At 63.7% G+C, this 15,004-nt stretch carries 14 protein-coding genes and 1 tRNA gene; 6 read left to right on the top strand and 9 right to left on the bottom strand.

Annotated features, from left to right (window positions below; all coding sequences use genetic code 11):
- Nucleotides 1-22: 22 nt before the first annotated feature.
- The 3 genes from ACI6S0_RS08540 to ACI6S0_RS08530 form a co-directional block, all read right to left on the bottom strand.
- A tRNA-Pro gene (locus ACI6S0_RS08540) sits at nt 23-99 on the bottom strand.
- A gap of 136 nt (nt 100-235) precedes the next feature.
- Nucleotides 236-448: a hypothetical protein gene (locus ACI6S0_RS08535; RefSeq protein ID WP_004212530.1), complete on the bottom strand. Its 213-nt coding sequence runs from the start codon at nt 446-448 to the stop codon at nt 236-238.
- Between the two features lie 158 nt (nt 449-606).
- Complete coding sequence (locus ACI6S0_RS08530) at nt 607-1,980, bottom strand: M20/M25/M40 family metallo-hydrolase (protein ID WP_434405518.1); 1,374 nt, start codon at nt 1,978-1,980, stop codon at nt 607-609.
- Between the two features lie 102 nt (nt 1,981-2,082).
- On the opposite strand from ACI6S0_RS08530, the gene ettA reads away from it, so the two are divergent.
- A complete protein-coding gene (gene ettA, locus ACI6S0_RS08525) occupies nt 2,083-3,768 on the top strand; it encodes an energy-dependent translational throttle protein EttA (RefSeq protein WP_004212532.1) in 1,686 nt (561 codons plus the stop codon).
- Nucleotides 3,769-4,055: 287 nt separating this feature from the next.
- Here the strand turns inward: ettA and ACI6S0_RS08520 are convergent, their stop codons facing one another.
- The 4 genes from ACI6S0_RS08520 to ACI6S0_RS08505 form a co-directional block, all read right to left on the bottom strand.
- Nucleotides 4,056-5,057: a cytochrome-c peroxidase gene (locus ACI6S0_RS08520; RefSeq protein ID WP_434405517.1), complete on the bottom strand. Its 1,002-nt coding sequence runs from the start codon at nt 5,055-5,057 to the stop codon at nt 4,056-4,058.
- A 1,340-nt stretch (nt 5,058-6,397) separates the two neighbouring features.
- Complete coding sequence (locus ACI6S0_RS08515) at nt 6,398-6,679, bottom strand: acylphosphatase (protein WP_434405516.1); 282 nt, start codon at nt 6,677-6,679, stop codon at nt 6,398-6,400.
- The gene (locus ACI6S0_RS08510) at nt 6,679-7,494 is read right to left on the bottom strand and encodes an NYN domain-containing protein (protein ID WP_278393889.1); all 816 of its coding nucleotides are present in this window, start codon (nt 7,492-7,494) and stop codon (nt 6,679-6,681) included. Before ACI6S0_RS08510 ends, ACI6S0_RS08515 begins: the two co-directional genes overlap by 1 nt.
- Nucleotides 7,495-7,507: 13 nt before the next feature.
- On the bottom strand, nt 7,508-8,146 hold the full coding sequence (locus tag ACI6S0_RS08505; RefSeq protein ID WP_004212572.1) for a carbonic anhydrase: 639 nt from the start codon (nt 8,144-8,146) through the stop codon (nt 7,508-7,510).
- 38 nt (nt 8,147-8,184) lie between these two features.
- On the opposite strand from ACI6S0_RS08505, the gene lipA reads away from it, so the two are divergent.
- Together lipA and ACI6S0_RS08495 are read left to right on the top strand one after the other, a co-directional pair.
- Complete coding sequence (gene lipA, locus ACI6S0_RS08500) at nt 8,185-9,165, top strand: lipoyl synthase (RefSeq protein ID WP_434405515.1); 981 nt, start codon at nt 8,185-8,187, stop codon at nt 9,163-9,165.
- A gap of 7 nt (nt 9,166-9,172) precedes the next feature.
- The gene (locus tag ACI6S0_RS08495; RefSeq protein WP_026109377.1) at nt 9,173-9,649 is read left to right on the top strand and encodes a type II toxin-antitoxin system RatA family toxin; all 477 of its coding nucleotides are present in this window, start codon (nt 9,173-9,175) and stop codon (nt 9,647-9,649) included.
- Here the strand turns inward: ACI6S0_RS08495 and ACI6S0_RS08490 are convergent.
- Nucleotides 9,595-10,113, bottom strand: a complete 519-nt coding sequence (locus ACI6S0_RS08490; RefSeq protein WP_434405514.1) for a CinA family protein — start codon at nt 10,111-10,113, stop codon at nt 9,595-9,597. The genes ACI6S0_RS08495 and ACI6S0_RS08490 overlap by 55 nt on opposite strands.
- A gap of 7 nt (nt 10,114-10,120) precedes the next feature.
- Nucleotides 10,121-11,302, bottom strand: coding sequence for a bifunctional 2-C-methyl-D-erythritol 4-phosphate cytidylyltransferase/2-C-methyl-D-erythritol 2,4-cyclodiphosphate synthase (locus ACI6S0_RS08485; RefSeq protein WP_434405513.1), 1,182 nt, complete (start codon nt 11,300-11,302; stop codon nt 10,121-10,123).
- 116 nt (nt 11,303-11,418) lie between these two features.
- Between ACI6S0_RS08485 and dusB the strand changes: the two genes are divergently transcribed.
- The 3 genes from dusB to ntrC are packed head-to-tail and all read left to right on the top strand — an operon-like array spanning nt 11,419 to nt 14,989.
- Nucleotides 11,419-12,441, top strand: coding sequence for a tRNA dihydrouridine synthase DusB (dusB, locus tag ACI6S0_RS08480; RefSeq protein WP_434405512.1), 1,023 nt, complete (start codon nt 11,419-11,421; stop codon nt 12,439-12,441).
- The gene (locus tag ACI6S0_RS08475) at nt 12,438-13,547 is read left to right on the top strand and encodes a two-component system sensor histidine kinase NtrB (protein WP_434405511.1); all 1,110 of its coding nucleotides are present in this window, start codon (nt 12,438-12,440) and stop codon (nt 13,545-13,547) included. The genes dusB and ACI6S0_RS08475 overlap by 4 nt, the downstream gene beginning before the upstream one ends.
- Nucleotides 13,547-14,989, top strand: a complete 1,443-nt coding sequence (gene ntrC / locus ACI6S0_RS08470; RefSeq protein WP_287429265.1) for a nitrogen regulation protein NR(I) — start codon at nt 13,547-13,549, stop codon at nt 14,987-14,989. Before ACI6S0_RS08475 ends, ntrC begins: the two co-directional genes overlap by 1 nt.
- Nucleotides 14,990-15,004 lie beyond the last annotated feature (15 nt).

The following is a 15,004-nucleotide window of genomic DNA, read 5'->3' as shown; positions in this document are numbered from 1 at the left end:
TCTAACTGATAATATTGGAAAGTGGTCGGGGAGACAGGATTCGAACCTGCGACATCCTGCTCCCAAAGCAGGCGCGCTACCAGACTGCGCTACTCCCCGATGCACGCGCGCCTTAGCGGTCGATCGCCGCCGGCGTCAATGCCCGAAAATCATGTCGGATCACATATACTGCGCGGGACAAACAAAAAGGGCGGACCATATAGGCCCGCCCTTCGAAATCTCGCCGTGGCAGAGATTAGTGCGCGTTCGCAACGTTCTCAGCAACGTTAGCGGCGTTAGCAGCTTCGTTGGCGGCGTTGGCGGCGTTGTCAGCAGCGTTGGCGGCGTTTTCGACAACGTTCTCGACGACGGCGTTCGAAGCGTTCGCGGTTTCGTTGGCCGGCTTCTCACCGCAAGCGGCGAGGGCCATCAGGCTGGCCGAAGCGAAAACAACAGCGATCTTCTTCATTGTGTACGGCTCCCATAGCATTATGCCGCGTCTGGCACGTTACAAATGTGACCCTACGCGAGCGACCCGCATTAACGTGTGCGCTGCACAAATCAATGCTTTTCTGACGTCGGTGAAGCGGCAGAATCACGCGACGGGGCGTTCTCTACTATAAAAGTTCAGTTAATGCCCAATGTTTCTGTCGCATTCGCAGCAATGTTGAGCGTGACCGCCCAGGCTGCGACATTCTGGCGCAACTGCGCCGGATCGATCTTGTCCAGCGTGTCGTCAGGCGTGTGGTGAATGTCGAAATAGCGCGTGCCATCCTGCTGCAGGTCGATCACCGGAATGCCTGCTTCCACCAGTGGTTCGATGTCCGATCCGCCATGCGCCTTGTCACGGCTCGGCACGATGCCCAGCGGCGCCAGCCCTTGTGCGATCCGGGTCGAAAGCGCTTCATGGCCGGCGGGCAGGGTGAAGTCGACCTTCCACACCTTGTCGGCGCCAAAGTCCGATTCCAGCACCAGCGCGTGCGGCTCCTTGCCATGGGCGGCATAATAAGCGCGGCCACCATTGCCGCCCACTTCCTCGGCACCGGCGAACAATATGCGGATCGTGCGGCGCGGCGTGCCGGCCTTGGCGACCTGCAACGCGGCGGCAGCGACGATACCGCAGCCCGAAGCGTCGTCAATCGCGCCGGTGCCCTGGTCCCAGCTGTCGAGGTGACAGGCGGCGACGATGACGCCAGCCTTGGGATCGCTGCCGGGGATTTCCGCGATGACATTGCCCGACGGCTGGTCCTTGGCGGTCTTCGATACGGCGGTCAGATGGACGCGGACCGGCTGGCCGCGCGAGACTACACGCGCCATCTGCTCGGCATCGGGCACGCTGACGGCGACGGCCGGGATCGGCGTCACGCCATCGGCCCACATCTGCACGCCGGTATGGGCGATGCGGTGATGATCGGTGCCGATCGACTTCACCAGGATTGCGATCGCGCCCTTCTTGGCGGCGATGCTGGGGCCCTGGCGACGGGCGGCGCCATAATAGCCATAGCCCGACCCGTCCTGGGCGGCGACCATGTCATGGCTGACGAACACGATCTTGCCCTTCACCGCGCTGTCCGGCGCGGCCTGAAGGTCGGCGATGGTCGGGAAATAGGCGATTTCGCCCTCGATGCCCTGGGCCGGGGTCGATCCGCTGTTGCCCAGCGCCGCGACGACCAGTTTCTGCGGGAAGGGGGCGATGATCGCCGCCTCGTCATGGATGCGTTCCCACAGCGGCATCTTATAGGGTTCGATGCGGACGTTGGCGAAGCCCAATGCCTTGAGCTTGGTTGCGGCCCATTCGCGCCCGCGCGCTTCGAGCGGCGTGGCGGCCGGGCGCGGACCGACTTCGGTCGTCAGCCCCTCGGTAATGTCCCAGGCGACATCGTCCTTCAGGGCGGCTTCGCGAATCGCCGCGTCACTGGCCGGAGCGGCCTGGACCAGAGCGGGGGTGAAGATGCTGCCAAGGAGCAGGGCGGCGAGCGGGCCCGATCGGATTTTCTGCATGGCTGAAGGCTTACTCAGACATACCCCATTTGCCAATGGCTTCCGCCTTCGCTAATTCGGCGCAAATTTTCCTGTCCATACCCTTTGGAGCTGCGCGAACCCATGTCCGCCTCATCGCAATATGCCTATGTCATGAAGAACATGACAAAGACCTTCCCCGGCGCGCCCAAGCCGGTGTTGAACAACATCAATCTGCAATTCTATCGCGGGTCCAAGATCGGCATCGTCGGCCCGAACGGCGCTGGCAAGTCGACCCTGATCAAGATCATGGCCGGCATCGACACCGACATCAGCGGCGAAGCCTGGCCGGGTGAGAATGTCACCGTCGGCTATCTGCCGCAGGAGCCCCAGCTCGATCCGACCAAGAATGTGCTGGAAAACGTCAAGGACGGCGCCCGCGAGATGGCGGACAAGCTGGACCGCTTCAACGAGATCAGCATGATCATGGCTGATCCGCCGGAAGACGTCGATTTCGACGCACTGATGGAGGAAATGGGCACGCTGCAGGAGCAGATCGACGCTGCCGATGGCTGGACGCTCGACAATCAGCTCGAAATCGCGATGGAAGCGCTGCGCTGCCCGCCGTCGGACTGGTCGGTGGAAAGCCTGTCGGGCGGTGAAAAGCGCCGCATCGCGCTCACCCGCCTGCTGATCCAGAAGCCGGACATCCTGCTGCTCGACGAACCGACCAACCATCTCGACGCCGAAAGCGTCACCTGGCTGGAAAATCATCTCAAGGAATATGCCGGGTCGGTCCTGATGATCACCCACGACCGCTACTTCCTCGACAATGTTGTCGGCTGGATCCTGGAGCTCGATCGCGGGAAATATTTCCCCTATGAAGGCAACTACTCCACCTATCTGGAGAAGAAGGCCAAGCGTCTGGAACAGGAGGACCGTGAGGCCACCGGCCGCCAGAAGGCGATCAATGACGAGCTGGAGTGGATCCGTCAGGGCCCCAAGGGCCGCCAGACCAAGTCGAAGGCGCGTATCGCCAAGTTCGAGCAGCTGGTCGCATCCCAGGAAAATCGTGCGCCCGGCAAGGCGCAGATCGTCATCCAGGTGCCCGAGCGTCTGGGTGGCAAGGTGATCGAGGCCAAGGGCATTTCCAAGGCCTATGGTGACAAGCTGCTGTTCGAGGATCTGTCCTTCATGCTGCCGCCCGGTGGCATCGTCGGCGTCATCGGCCCGAACGGTGCGGGCAAGTCGACCCTGTTCCGCCTGATCACCGGCCAGGAAACCCCCGATTCGGGTGAGATCGACATCGGTTCGACCGTGCGCCTGGGCTATGTCGACCAGAGCCGCGACCATCTCGACGCGTCGAAGAATGTCTGGGAAGAAGTCTCGGACGGCCTCGATTACGTCAAGGTCAACGGCCATGACATGTCGACCCGTGCCTATGTCGGCGCCTTCAACTTCAAGGGCCAGGACCAGCAGAAGAATGTCGGCAAGCTGTCGGGTGGTGAGCGCAACCGCGTCCACATCGCCAAGATGCTGAAGCGCGGCGGCAACGTGCTGCTGCTCGACGAACCGACCAACGATCTTGACGTCGAAACGCTGGCCGCACTGGAAGAGGCGATCGAGAATTTCGCCGGTTGCGCCGTGGTCATCAGCCATGACCGCTTCTTCCTCGACCGTCTGGCGACCCACATCCTCGCCTTCGAAGGCGACAGCCATGTCGAATGGTTCGAAGGCAATTTCGAAGCCTATGAGGAAGACAAGCGCCGTCGCCTGGGCGATGCCGCCGATCGTCCGACGCGCCTCGCCTATAAGAAGCTGACGCGCTGATCTGATCGGGAGGCTGGAAACGGCCTCTCGCTAAATGGCGTCAGAACAATGATTTGAAACGCCCGGTGCCCCTCGGGACACCGGGCGTTTTGTCGTCCCATCGCCCTGGCGGTAATGAAGTTGCAATATCTGCAACGCCGGTGCCGCCCTTCGCAATTGCGAAAGAACGCGCTGCGCTGCACATAGGAGAGGCCTTTCAGGCATCCTCTCCTAAAACTTATCAAGGCCGGCCTTTCGGGGCTGGCCCTTTTTTGTCCGTGGAACGCGTGTTTTCAGGCGGGCACAGCTCACGCGGGGATGGGGCAGGACGCGGCAGGCCGGCCCAGTGCGGCATTCTTCAGGAAATCATGGTCCGTCAGCGCGTCGAGAAAGGCGAGCAGGACAGGCATGTCGACATCGACCAGCATCGGCGCGGCGTGGCGGCGGATCGCCGATTCGATCGTCGGCGACTGGCCATCGTGCAGCCAGGGGCCAGTGACGGCGACATTGCGCAACGACGGCGTGCGGAACTGCTCGGGCGGCGGCTCGAAGCCCGGCGGCAGGGGCTTGCCGCCATAGGCAGCCGCATCGACCTCCTGCGGCGCAGCGGTGCCGACATAATGGGTCTTGCTGTCGGTGAAGTCCGGCCCGGAATGGCAGCTGCCACAGCCCGCTGCGACGAATTGCCTGGCCCCACGCTGCGCCAGTGGCGACGATGTGCCGCGATCATGGGCGCTGCCGAAGGAGATCATCGTCCGCTGGAACGCCGCAAGAGCCGCGGTCACCCTTGCGAAGCCCAGGTCATTGGGTGCGTCAGGGAAGGCGGCCGCGAACATCCGGCGATAGCAGGGATCGGCACCGATCCGCCGGGCCAGCCCGACATCATCCTGCGCCAGTCCCATCTCGACCGGCTTGGTCCCGGTCATCGGCACCATCGCCTGCTGCTCCAGCGTCGAAAGGCCGGCCTCGGTCCAGGTCAGGCCGGTGCGCCAGGCTACATTGGCGAGGCCGGGCACATTGCGCACGCCCATCTCGCCCATCACGCCCTGATGGGTGGCTAAGCCATCGGCAAAGCCCTTTTCCTGCTGGTGGCAATCGGCGCAGGCCATGCTGCCATCAGCCGACAGGGCGCGATCATAAAAGAGCCGGCGGCCAAGCGCGACCTTGGCCGCGCTCATGCCGTTGTCGGACGGGATGACGGGCGCTGCAACGCCAGCGGGCAGGGCAGGCCAGCGCCAGGCGGGACGCGCAGCCCCCAGTCCCGTCGCCAGCAACGCCGCCCCGATGATCGCCGCTCCACCCACTCGCATCCGCCGTCCCCTTCGCCGCGCATGACGAACCAAGGCTGACCGATCCGCAGGCCGGGGTAAAGGGGGAGGGGACAGTCATGCTCGATGGAGATGGAGGATGGCGATCACTCGCAATGTCATTGCTTCGAGCGACGTCGGATGCACCCTGTCGACCAGAAGGTTGTTGAGGTCTGGTTAAGGGAATGGCAACTTCGGGTGGATTGCGGTCAGTCAGCTTTTGGAGAGATAAGTAGCGATAGCTGACGCTGCGCGTTAAAAAGTCTCCCGGCCGCAATCGCCCAGTTGCGGACCTTTCAGCGCGAGGTAAGCTGGACTTATGACGCAGGTAGCTCCCACTCCCTCGGCCCAGAAGGGCGGAACCTTTCAGTCGGCCTATCTCCACCCTTATGCGTGCTTTCGATGTCGTAAGAGCTTCAAGTGGGCTACGCGAGCAGAGGCTGTCCTGCCATGCCCTGAATGCGGAGGCCCCAGCATTGGGCTAACTCGCAAATTCAAACCGCCAAAGCGATCCGACGAGAGGCAGTGGAAAAAGGTCGAGGCTCTGGTGCGCCACGGCTTCCTGTTCTGGAGCATTGGGGAGCCTTACCTCGATACTCTCCAAGAGGTGGCGGCGTTTGCGCGTCGTCATGCGGACGAGATCCAACGCGCGCGGGCACGAAGCCCGGAAGGCTACCGCCAGATCGAGGAAGCGTTGGCAGTTCGGGATTGATCGCGCATGTCGACTTTCCCTCGATTTGGTAATACTTGCGATTTGAATGAGCGGCCGGTTTCAGGAATGCGGATGATCTAATGGAGTGAAGACCATCCTCCCCTGCAAGGGGAGGTGGCTGGCCGCAGGCCAGACGAAGGGGTGTCGCCCTTTCGATAGGGCGGCACCCCTCCACCACTTCGTGGCCCCCCTCCCCTTGCAGGGGAGGAATTTACCGCCGCTCTTGGTCGTTAGATACCATCGCAAATCCGTCAGCCATGCGAGGCGGGTCTGTCCTATTTTGCCTAATCCTGGTCTGCTCGGGCCATGAAAAAAATCGCCCCGATCTCGGCCGTTCAACCAACTCTTTCGCTTCGTTGTCGCCTGACCGTCGCGTCAGCGGCGCGCGGGGGTGCCCTGGCAATGACCCCGCTGGCGCGTCGCAGGCGCGTGGTTGTCGCGTCATGGGCGCGTGGCAGGGACAAAAGGCCCGAAATGGCCCGACGACACTGTGAACTTCGGGCGAAAATAAACTGTCGCGTCGATTGCTGCGCTGGCGGCCGGGCATTTCCGCTGTCCTACAGGCTGTCATCCAGCCTAGATTCGATCGGCTCTTTGATCTGTCGAGACCCTCTCGCGCCTCATGACCGCCTCAGCCTGTCGGCTTTTTCTCGAAGTCGTTCAGTGCCTCGACCGGCGCATTCGTCGCCTCGATCCGCGCGACCTTTGCCGCGGGCGGGCCATCCAGTGCCAGCGTGATGAATTGATCGACCACGTCAGCCTCGCCCTGCACCAGCGCCTCGACGCTGCCGTCCATACGATTGCGCACCCACCCCGTCAGCCCCAGGCTGCGTGCGGTCTCGACCGTCCAGTTGCGGTAGAAGACGCCCTGCACCCGGCCGAGGATCATCAGGTGGCGGGCGACGGGCGGCATCAGCGGATCCGCTTGATCCAGGTCTGACCGCCCTCGCGCACTTCGGTGGTGAAATTGGGGATGGCGGCAACCAGATCGGACAGCCGCTTGAAACCATAATTGCGCACATCGAAGCTGGAGCGGTTGCCGACCCGCTGGCCGACGGGCCCCAGTGCCACGAAGCCGCGCTCGTCCCGCTTCGCCTCATCATAGGCGTCGATCAGCAGGCGCACGACTTCCGGGTCCACCGCCGCGCCGGTGCCCGCTGGCGCAGGCGGTGCGACTGGCGGGGGTGGGGCCGCTGCGGGGGCAGGTTTGGCGGCCGCGCTGCTCTTGGCCGGCGCCTTCTTCTTGGGTGCCGCCGCCGGCTTGGCCACTGGTACTTCGACCGGCCGCAGTGCCGCGACGTCGATGAAGCGGGTGCAGGCGCGGCGGAAGCCTTCGGGCGCATTGGCGTTGCCGAAGCCATAGACCGGGATGCCGTCCTGGCGCAGGCGCGTCACCAGCGGGGTGAAGTCGCTGTCGCTCGACATCAGGCCGAAGCCGTCGACGCGCCCGCTCGACAGCAGGTCCATCGCGTCGATCGTCATCTTCATGTCGGTGGCATTCTTGCCCTTGGTCAGATCGAACTGCTGCTGCGGTTCGATCGCCTGCGCGACGGACAGTGCCGCCCAGGTCTTGAGCGTCGCCTTGTTCCAATTGCCATAGGCGCGGCGGATATTGACCGTGCCAAGCTCCGCCAGCACCGTCATCACCGCATCGAAATGGGCCGCCGACGCATTGTCCGCGTCGATCAGCAGGGCGATATTGCCGCGCCCTTCCTGCCGCATGGGCATGATGTGCCTCCCGTCAGGCTGCGGCGAAGACGCCGGTCTGTTCGTCCAATATGTGGAGCTGGCCATCGGCAATGGCGAAGAAGCTGCCGACCAGCTTCAGTTCGCCGCTCTTTTCCTTGGCGCGGACGCAGGGGAAGCTGCGCAAATTGGTGAGGCTGACCTTCACGCCTTCCTGCTCCATGGCGCGCTCGACATCCCGGTCGCGCTGGTCACCATAGCGGTCCACCACCACGTCGCGGGCATCGTCAAGCAGTTGTATCCAGTTATGGATGAAGCCGCCTTCGCCCGGAGGCGCGTCCTTCAGGTCATGGCTGAGCGCTGCCTTGCAGCCGCCGCACTTGCCATGGCCCATGACGACGATCTCGCCGACCTTGAGCACCTGAACGGCGAATTCCAGCGCGGCCGACACGCCGTGCCAGCCCGGATTGGTCTCGAACGGCGGCACCAGCGCGGCGACATTGCGCACGACGAAGATTTCGCCGGGACTGGTGTCGAAGATCTGGGCCGGGTCGACTCGGCTGTCGGAACAGGCGATCACCATCACGCGGGGGCTCTGCCCTTCGTTGAGTTCGTCCCATCGCTCGCGCTGCTGGGACCAGCCGGTGTCACGGAAGCGGCGATAGCCTTCGAGCATGTCTGCAAAGTCGGTCATGACGATTGATGTGCCGCACAAAGAGAGGGCTGGCAAGTATGGTCCTGCATCGCTATCTGGGGCCGATGAACGACATTGCCCCGATCCCCGTCCCCGGTCAGCCCGCCACGACCGAGCGTGCCCGCAAGCCCGACTGGATCCGCGTCAAGGCGCCGACCAGCCCCGCTTATCATGAGACGCGCAAGCTGATGCGGGAAAAGGGTTTGAACACGGTCTGCGAGGAAGCGGCCTGCCCGAATATCGGCGAATGCTGGACCAAGAAGCACGCCACGGTGATGATCCTGGGCGATGTCTGCACCCGCGCCTGCGCCTTCTGCAACGTCAAGACCGGCATGCCGCGCAAGGTCGATGTCAACGAGCCGCAGAACCTGGCCGATGCCGCTGCCGAAATGGGGCTGGAACATATCGTCATCACCTCGGTCGACCGCGATGACCTGCCCGATGGTGGCGCCAGCCAGTTCGTCAAGGTGATCGAAGCGCTGCGCCGCACGACGCCGGGCACCACGATCGAAATCCTGACTCCCGACTTCCGCAACAAGCATGAGCGCGCGGTCGAGATGATCGTCGCCGCCCGCCCGGACGTCTATAACCATAATCTGGAGACGGTGCCGCGTCTCTATCCGACCATTCGCCCGGGCGCGCGCTATTATGCGTCGCTGCGCCTGCTGGAGAGCGTCAAGAAGCTCGATCCGTCGATCTTCACCAAGTCGGGCATCATGCTGGGCCTGGGCGAGGAACGTCTGGAAGTCCATCAGGTGATGGACGACATGCGCTCGGCCGACATCGACTTCCTGACCATGGGCCAATATCTGCAGCCCACGCCCAAGCATGCCAAGGTGATGGAATTCGTCACTCCGGCGGCGTTCAACGCCTATGCGGCGATTGCGCGGGCCAAGGGCTTCCTGCAGGTGGCATCTAGCCCGCTGACCCGGTCGAGCTATCATGCCGGCAAGGACTTCGCCGAGATGCGCGCCGCGCGCGAGGCGAAGCTGGCCAAGGCGGCCGCCACGAAGGCCTGATCGGCGAATGCCCAAGCATAACGAGACCCGCCAGCTGCCCTATAGTCCGGAACAGATGTTCGACCTGGTGTCGAACGTCTCGGCCTATCCGCAATTCCTGCCCTGGGTCAGCGCGATCCGTATCCGATCGGACAGCGAGAGCGAGATGGTTGCGGACATGATCGTCGGCTTCAAGGGGATCAGCGAAAGCTTTACCTCGCGTGTCCACAAGCATCGCCCGGACCATGTCCGGGTCGACTATCTCAACGGCCCGCTCAAACATCTCCACAATGAATGGCGCTTCCGCGACGACGGGCAGGGCGGCGTGCTGGTGGATTTCGAGGTCGAGTTCGAATTCAAGAACCGGATATTCGAGATGCTGGCCGGTCAGTTCTTCGACAAGGCGCTGCGCAAGATGATCGGCGCGTTCGAGACGCGCGCGGCGGCGCTTTATGGTGCTGGCGAGTCGGGCAGCAGCAGTTCGAGCGCGCACAACGCCGCCTGAAGGCGGACGCCGCCCCGGCCATTATCCTCGAAATGATGCATGTCGGCCACGACCTTGTCGGGGCTGCCGCCGCGTTCCGCACGCGCGAAGACGACGGTGCCGACCGGCTTCTGCTCGCTGCCGCCGCCTGGCCCGGCGATGCCGGTGATCGCGACTGCGACATGGGCGTGGCTTTTCTTGAGCGCACCCTGCGCCATCGCCCAGGCAGTGGCGATGGAGACCGCGCCGAACGTGTCCAGCACATCATGCGAAACCTTCAGAAGTTCGGTCTTCATATCGTTGGAATAGGTGATGAAGCCGGCTTCGAAGACGTCGGAGGAGCCTGCAATTTCGGTAAGGGCCGCGGATACCAAGCCGCCAGTGCAGCTTTCTGCCACGGCGACGGTGCGACCGGCGCGGCGGTTGGCGATGATGACCTTCTCGGCAAGGTCGACGAGCTGAGCGGGCAGGATGGTATTGGGCATGGTCGGCTCAGAATAGCGTGGGGAGGGAGAGGGTGGCAACCGCCTGCGCGGCGATGCCCTCGCGCCGGCCGGCGAAACCCAGCCGCTCGGTGGTGGTGGCTTTCACGCTGATCCGGTCGAGCGGAACCGCCAATATCTCGGCGATCCGGGCGCGCATGGCGTCGCGATGCGGCCCGATCTTGGGCGCCTCGCAGATGATGGTGAGGTCGACATGGGCGATCCGGCCGTCCCGTTTCAGGACCAGATCGCGGGCATGGGCGAGAAAGCGATCCGACGAGGCGCCGCGCCATTGTGGATCGGACGGCGGGAAATGGCTGCCGATATCGCCATCGGCCAGCGCGCCGAGGATCGCATCGACGATCGCATGGAGCGCCACATCGGCATCGCTATGGCCGGCCAGGCCCCGGTCATGCGGGACCAGCACACCGCCGAGCCACAATTCTTCGTTGGGCGCGAGGCGATGGACGTCATAGCCCATGCCGACGCGGGTGGTGCGAGCGTCCATGATGCGCGCTTCGGCGCGAGCGAAATCCTCAGGATAGGTCAATTTCTCCAGCCTTTCATCGCCCTGCACCAAGATGACGTCATGGCCCCAGGCGCGCAGGATCTGGGCATCGTCGGTGGCTTCTCGCGTCTCGTCCCAATCGCCGTGCGCGGCCAGGATCGTCTCGAAACGGAAGGCCTGCGGCGTCTGCACGCGATGAAGACTGGCGCGATCGACGCCGTCGCCCATCAGAGCGCCATCGCTGCGCACCAGCGTATCGGCGACGGGCAGGGTGGGGATGGCGCCTTCGGCATCTTCCAGCGCGGCGAGCAGCCGGTCGACGACCGATGCGGGCAGGAACGGGCGGGCGGCATCGTGGATCAGCACGATGTCTGCGCTGCCCGTCGCCGCGATTGCCTCCAGCCCGGCGCGGACCGAGCCGCGCCGGCTGTCCGCGCCGGTGACGACATGGGCGGTGCGATCGCCGAGCGCAGCCTGAGCGCGGTCTTCCTCGCCTGCGCCCAGGACAATGTGGATGGCCGACACGCCGCCATGCGCCGTCAGCGCGTCATGGGCATGGGCCAGCACGGCCTTGCCGCCGATCTGCCGATATTGTTTGGGAATGTCGCCACCAGCCCGGCTTCCCTGCCCGGCGGCGACGATCAGCGCGACGATCCTGCTGTTCGATGTCATGCTGCGGCGCATAGACGCTCTGCCCCATGATCGCCAACCTCTAAAGCGCGACAAGTGGTCAGGAGCCTGCCTTGTCGTCGCGGCCATTTTCGGCTAAGGGCTGCCTGTTTTTTAGGCAGTGATAGAAGATGACGCGCAGGCTTTCCCCTATTTCCGTTGGACCGGTGACGGTCGACATGCCGGTCATATTGGCGCCGATGACGGGCGTTACCGACATGCCCTTCCGCACGCTGGTCCGTCGTTTTGGTTCCGGTTTGAACGTCACCGAGATGATTGCGAGCGCGGCGATGATCCGCGAGACGCGCCAGTCGCTGCAAAAGGCCGCCTGGCATCCGCTGGAAGAACCGGTGTCGATGCAGTTGGCCGGCTGTTCGCCGATGGAAATGGCCGAAGCCGCCAAGCTGAACGCTGATCGCGGCGCGGCGATCATCGACATCAACATGGGCTGCCCGGTGAAGAAGGTCGTCAACGGCGATGCGGGCAGCGCGCTGATGCGCGACCTGCCGCTGGCGGCGGCGCTGATCAAGGCGACGGTCGAGGCGGTCGATGTGCCGGTGACGGTCAAGATGCGCATGGGCTGGGATCATTCGAGCCTCAATGCGCCCGAGCTGGCGCATATCGCCGAAGATCTGGGCGCGAAGCTGATCACGGTTCACGGCCGTACCCGCTGCCAGATGTACAAGGGCAGCGCCGACTGGGGCTTCGTGCGCTCGGTCAAGGAGGCGGTCAAGCTGCCGGTGATCGTCAATGGCGACATCTGCTCGATCGAGGACGCGGAAACCGCGCTCGACCAGAGCGGCGCCGACGGCGTGATGATCGGCCGTGGCGCCTATGGCAAGCCGTGGCTGCTGGGGCAGGTGATGCACTGGTTCGCCACCGGCGAGCGCCGTGCCGACCCGAGTCTTGCCGAGCAATATGATCTGATTACAGAGCATTATCGCATGATGCTCGACCATTATGACAATATGACTGGCGTCAACATGGCACGCAAGCATATCGGCTGGTACACCAAGGGCCTGACCGGATCGGCGGAGTTCCGCAACACGGTCAATCAGGAGGCCGACGCGCAGCGGGTGCTGGGTATGCTGGCCGCCTTCTACGAGCCGCTGATTGCGGCGGATGAACCGGCGGTCGCACTTCAGGCTGCATGACCATGCCATTGCCGTCCCTCCCGCCGCTTCAGATGCAGCAGGATGGACCATCCCTGTCGGAACTGATGACGGCGTTGCCGGTCGCGACCTTGGTGGTGCGGCCGGATAACGGCATTGCCGACGCCAATGTGCGGGCGGAAACCCTGCTCAACATGGCGCGGTCGGCGATCATCGGCAGCGATGTGGCGCGCACCGTGCGGATCGCCGAGGCTGGCGCCCGGTTCGATATCTGGCACAGCAACAAGCCGATCGCCGCCTATGACATCAAGGTCCATGCCGGGCGCACCGCGGAGATGGAGGTGGACCTGATGATTTCCCCTATCGTCGATCATGATGGCTGGCGGGTGGTGTCGATCCATGCACAGGGGCAGGCCCGCAAGATCGGCCATCGCGGCACGGCGGGCGGCGCGCGATCGGCGGTCGGCGCGGCGGCGATCCTGGCGCATGAGATCAAGAACCCGCTGTCGGGCATTCGCGGTGCTGCGCAGTTGCTGGAGACGAGCAACGGCGGCAGCGATGCGGCGCTGACCCAGTTGATCTGCAACGAGGTCGACCGGATCGCCGCGCTGATCGACCGGATGCAGGATTTCACGACCGATCGCACGCTGGAATGCGGCCCCGGTAACATCTATCCGCTGATCGATCGTGCATCGCATATTGCGGCGGCTGGTTTTGCCAAGAATGTAAAAATTATAAAGCGTTATGATCCATCCCTGCCATTCGCGATCATCAATGACGATGCGCTGGTGCAGGTGATGATCAACCTGCTGAAGAATGCGGCGGAAGCGCTGGAACGTGTCGAGCAGCCCTGCATTCGCGTGGAGACGGCTTTCCGGCATGGCATGTCGGTGCTGGTCGGCGATCGCAAGGGCAGCGCCGTGCTGCCGATCGAGATCGTGGTGATCGACAATGGACCGGGCGTGCCCGAACATATTCTGGACCACCTCTTCAACCCGTTCATCACGGGCAAGCGGGACGGGCAGGGCCTTGGCCTGGCATTGGTAGACAAGTTGGTGAGGGACATGAGCGGTTTCGTGCAATATTCCCGCGATCAGGAAGCCGGGGAGTCGACCTTCCGCATCCTGCTGCCGATGGGAATGGGCTGATGGCCGCGACGGGCACGGTCCTGGTCGTCGATGATGATCCTGCCATCTGCGTGGTGGTAGGGGAAGCTCTGCGGCGCCAGGGGCACAAGGTGAAGATCGCCGGATCGATCCGCGAGCGCACGGCGTTGATGGAGAGTTTTTCTCCGGACATTCTGATCACCGACGTCATGTTGCCGGATGGCGATGGGCTGGATGGCGTGGCGGAGATTATCGAGCGCAAGCCCGACCTGAATGTTATCATTCTTTCTGCACAGAACACCCTGAACACAGCGATCCGGGCGACCGAGAAGGGGGCGTTCGAATATCTGCCAAAGCCGTTCGATCTCAATGAGTTGACGCGCGCTGTTGCGGACGCCTTGGGGCATCGATCGGGCGGGGCGGATGCGACGGAACAGGGGCTGCCGCATGACGGCCTGCCGCTGGTCGGTCGCTCGCCTGCGATGCAGGAAGTCTATCGCACCATCGCCAGGGTTCTTTCCAATGATCTCAGCATATTGGTGCTGGGCGAGTCGGGGACGGGCAAGGAGCTGGTGGCCGAAGCCATCCATAGTCTGGGTCAGCGGCGCACCCGGCCCTTCGTCGCGATCAACATGGCGGCCATTCCGCGCGAACTGATCGAAGCGGAACTGTTCGGTTACGAAAAGGGCGCCTTTACCGGTGCGCAGGCGCGGACCGCCGGCAAGTTCGAGCAGGCGCAGGGCGGCACTTTGTTCCTGGATGAAATCGGCGACATGCCGATGGAGGCGCAGACAAGGCTGCTCCGCGTGCTCCAGTCGGGCGAAGTGACCACGGTCGGCGGGTCGAAGCCGGTGCGGGTCGATGTCCGCATCATCGCCGCCACCAACAAGGATCTGCCGCGGCTGATCGAGGAAAATCGGTTCCGTCAGGATCTCTATTATCGGCTCAATGTCGTGCCGGTGTCGCTGCCGCCTTTGCGCGAACGACGCGAGGACGTGATCTTGCTGGCCCGCCATTTCCTGGATCGAGCGGCGCAGGACGGCTTGCCGCGCAAGGCTCTGGCCGAGGACGCCGCGCAACTGTTGATGGCCTATCATTGGCCCGGCAATGTCCGCGAGTTGCAGAATATTATGCAGCGACTTGCCGTGCTGAGCCGCGAGAATGTGATCGCGGCCGACATGCTGCGCCACGCGCTGCCGCTGGATGCCGTGCCGGCCGACCATGCCGCGCCCGCGGGGCAGCTTGCGCAGGCCGTGCGGGAATGGACCAAGCGGCAACTGGGCGTCGGGCTGGGGCAGGCCAATCCCCAGTTGCATGACAATCTGCTGGCGGTGATCGAGCCGATCCTGTTGCAGGAAACGCTGGCCAGCGTCGACGGCAACCAGATCCGCGCCGCCGGCCTGTTGGGGATCAATCGCAACACGCTGCGCAAGAAGCTGACCGACTATGGCCTCGACCCGCTGCAATTGCGGCTGAGCGATTAGCGAGGGCGAGACGAA

The sequence above is a fragment of the Sphingobium sp. DN12 genome, from assembly GCF_051058005.1.
In the GTDB taxonomy this organism is placed as follows: domain Bacteria; phylum Pseudomonadota; class Alphaproteobacteria; order Sphingomonadales; family Sphingomonadaceae; genus Sphingobium; species Sphingobium yanoikuyae.
This window is presented reverse-complemented; position numbering and strand designations above follow the sequence as displayed.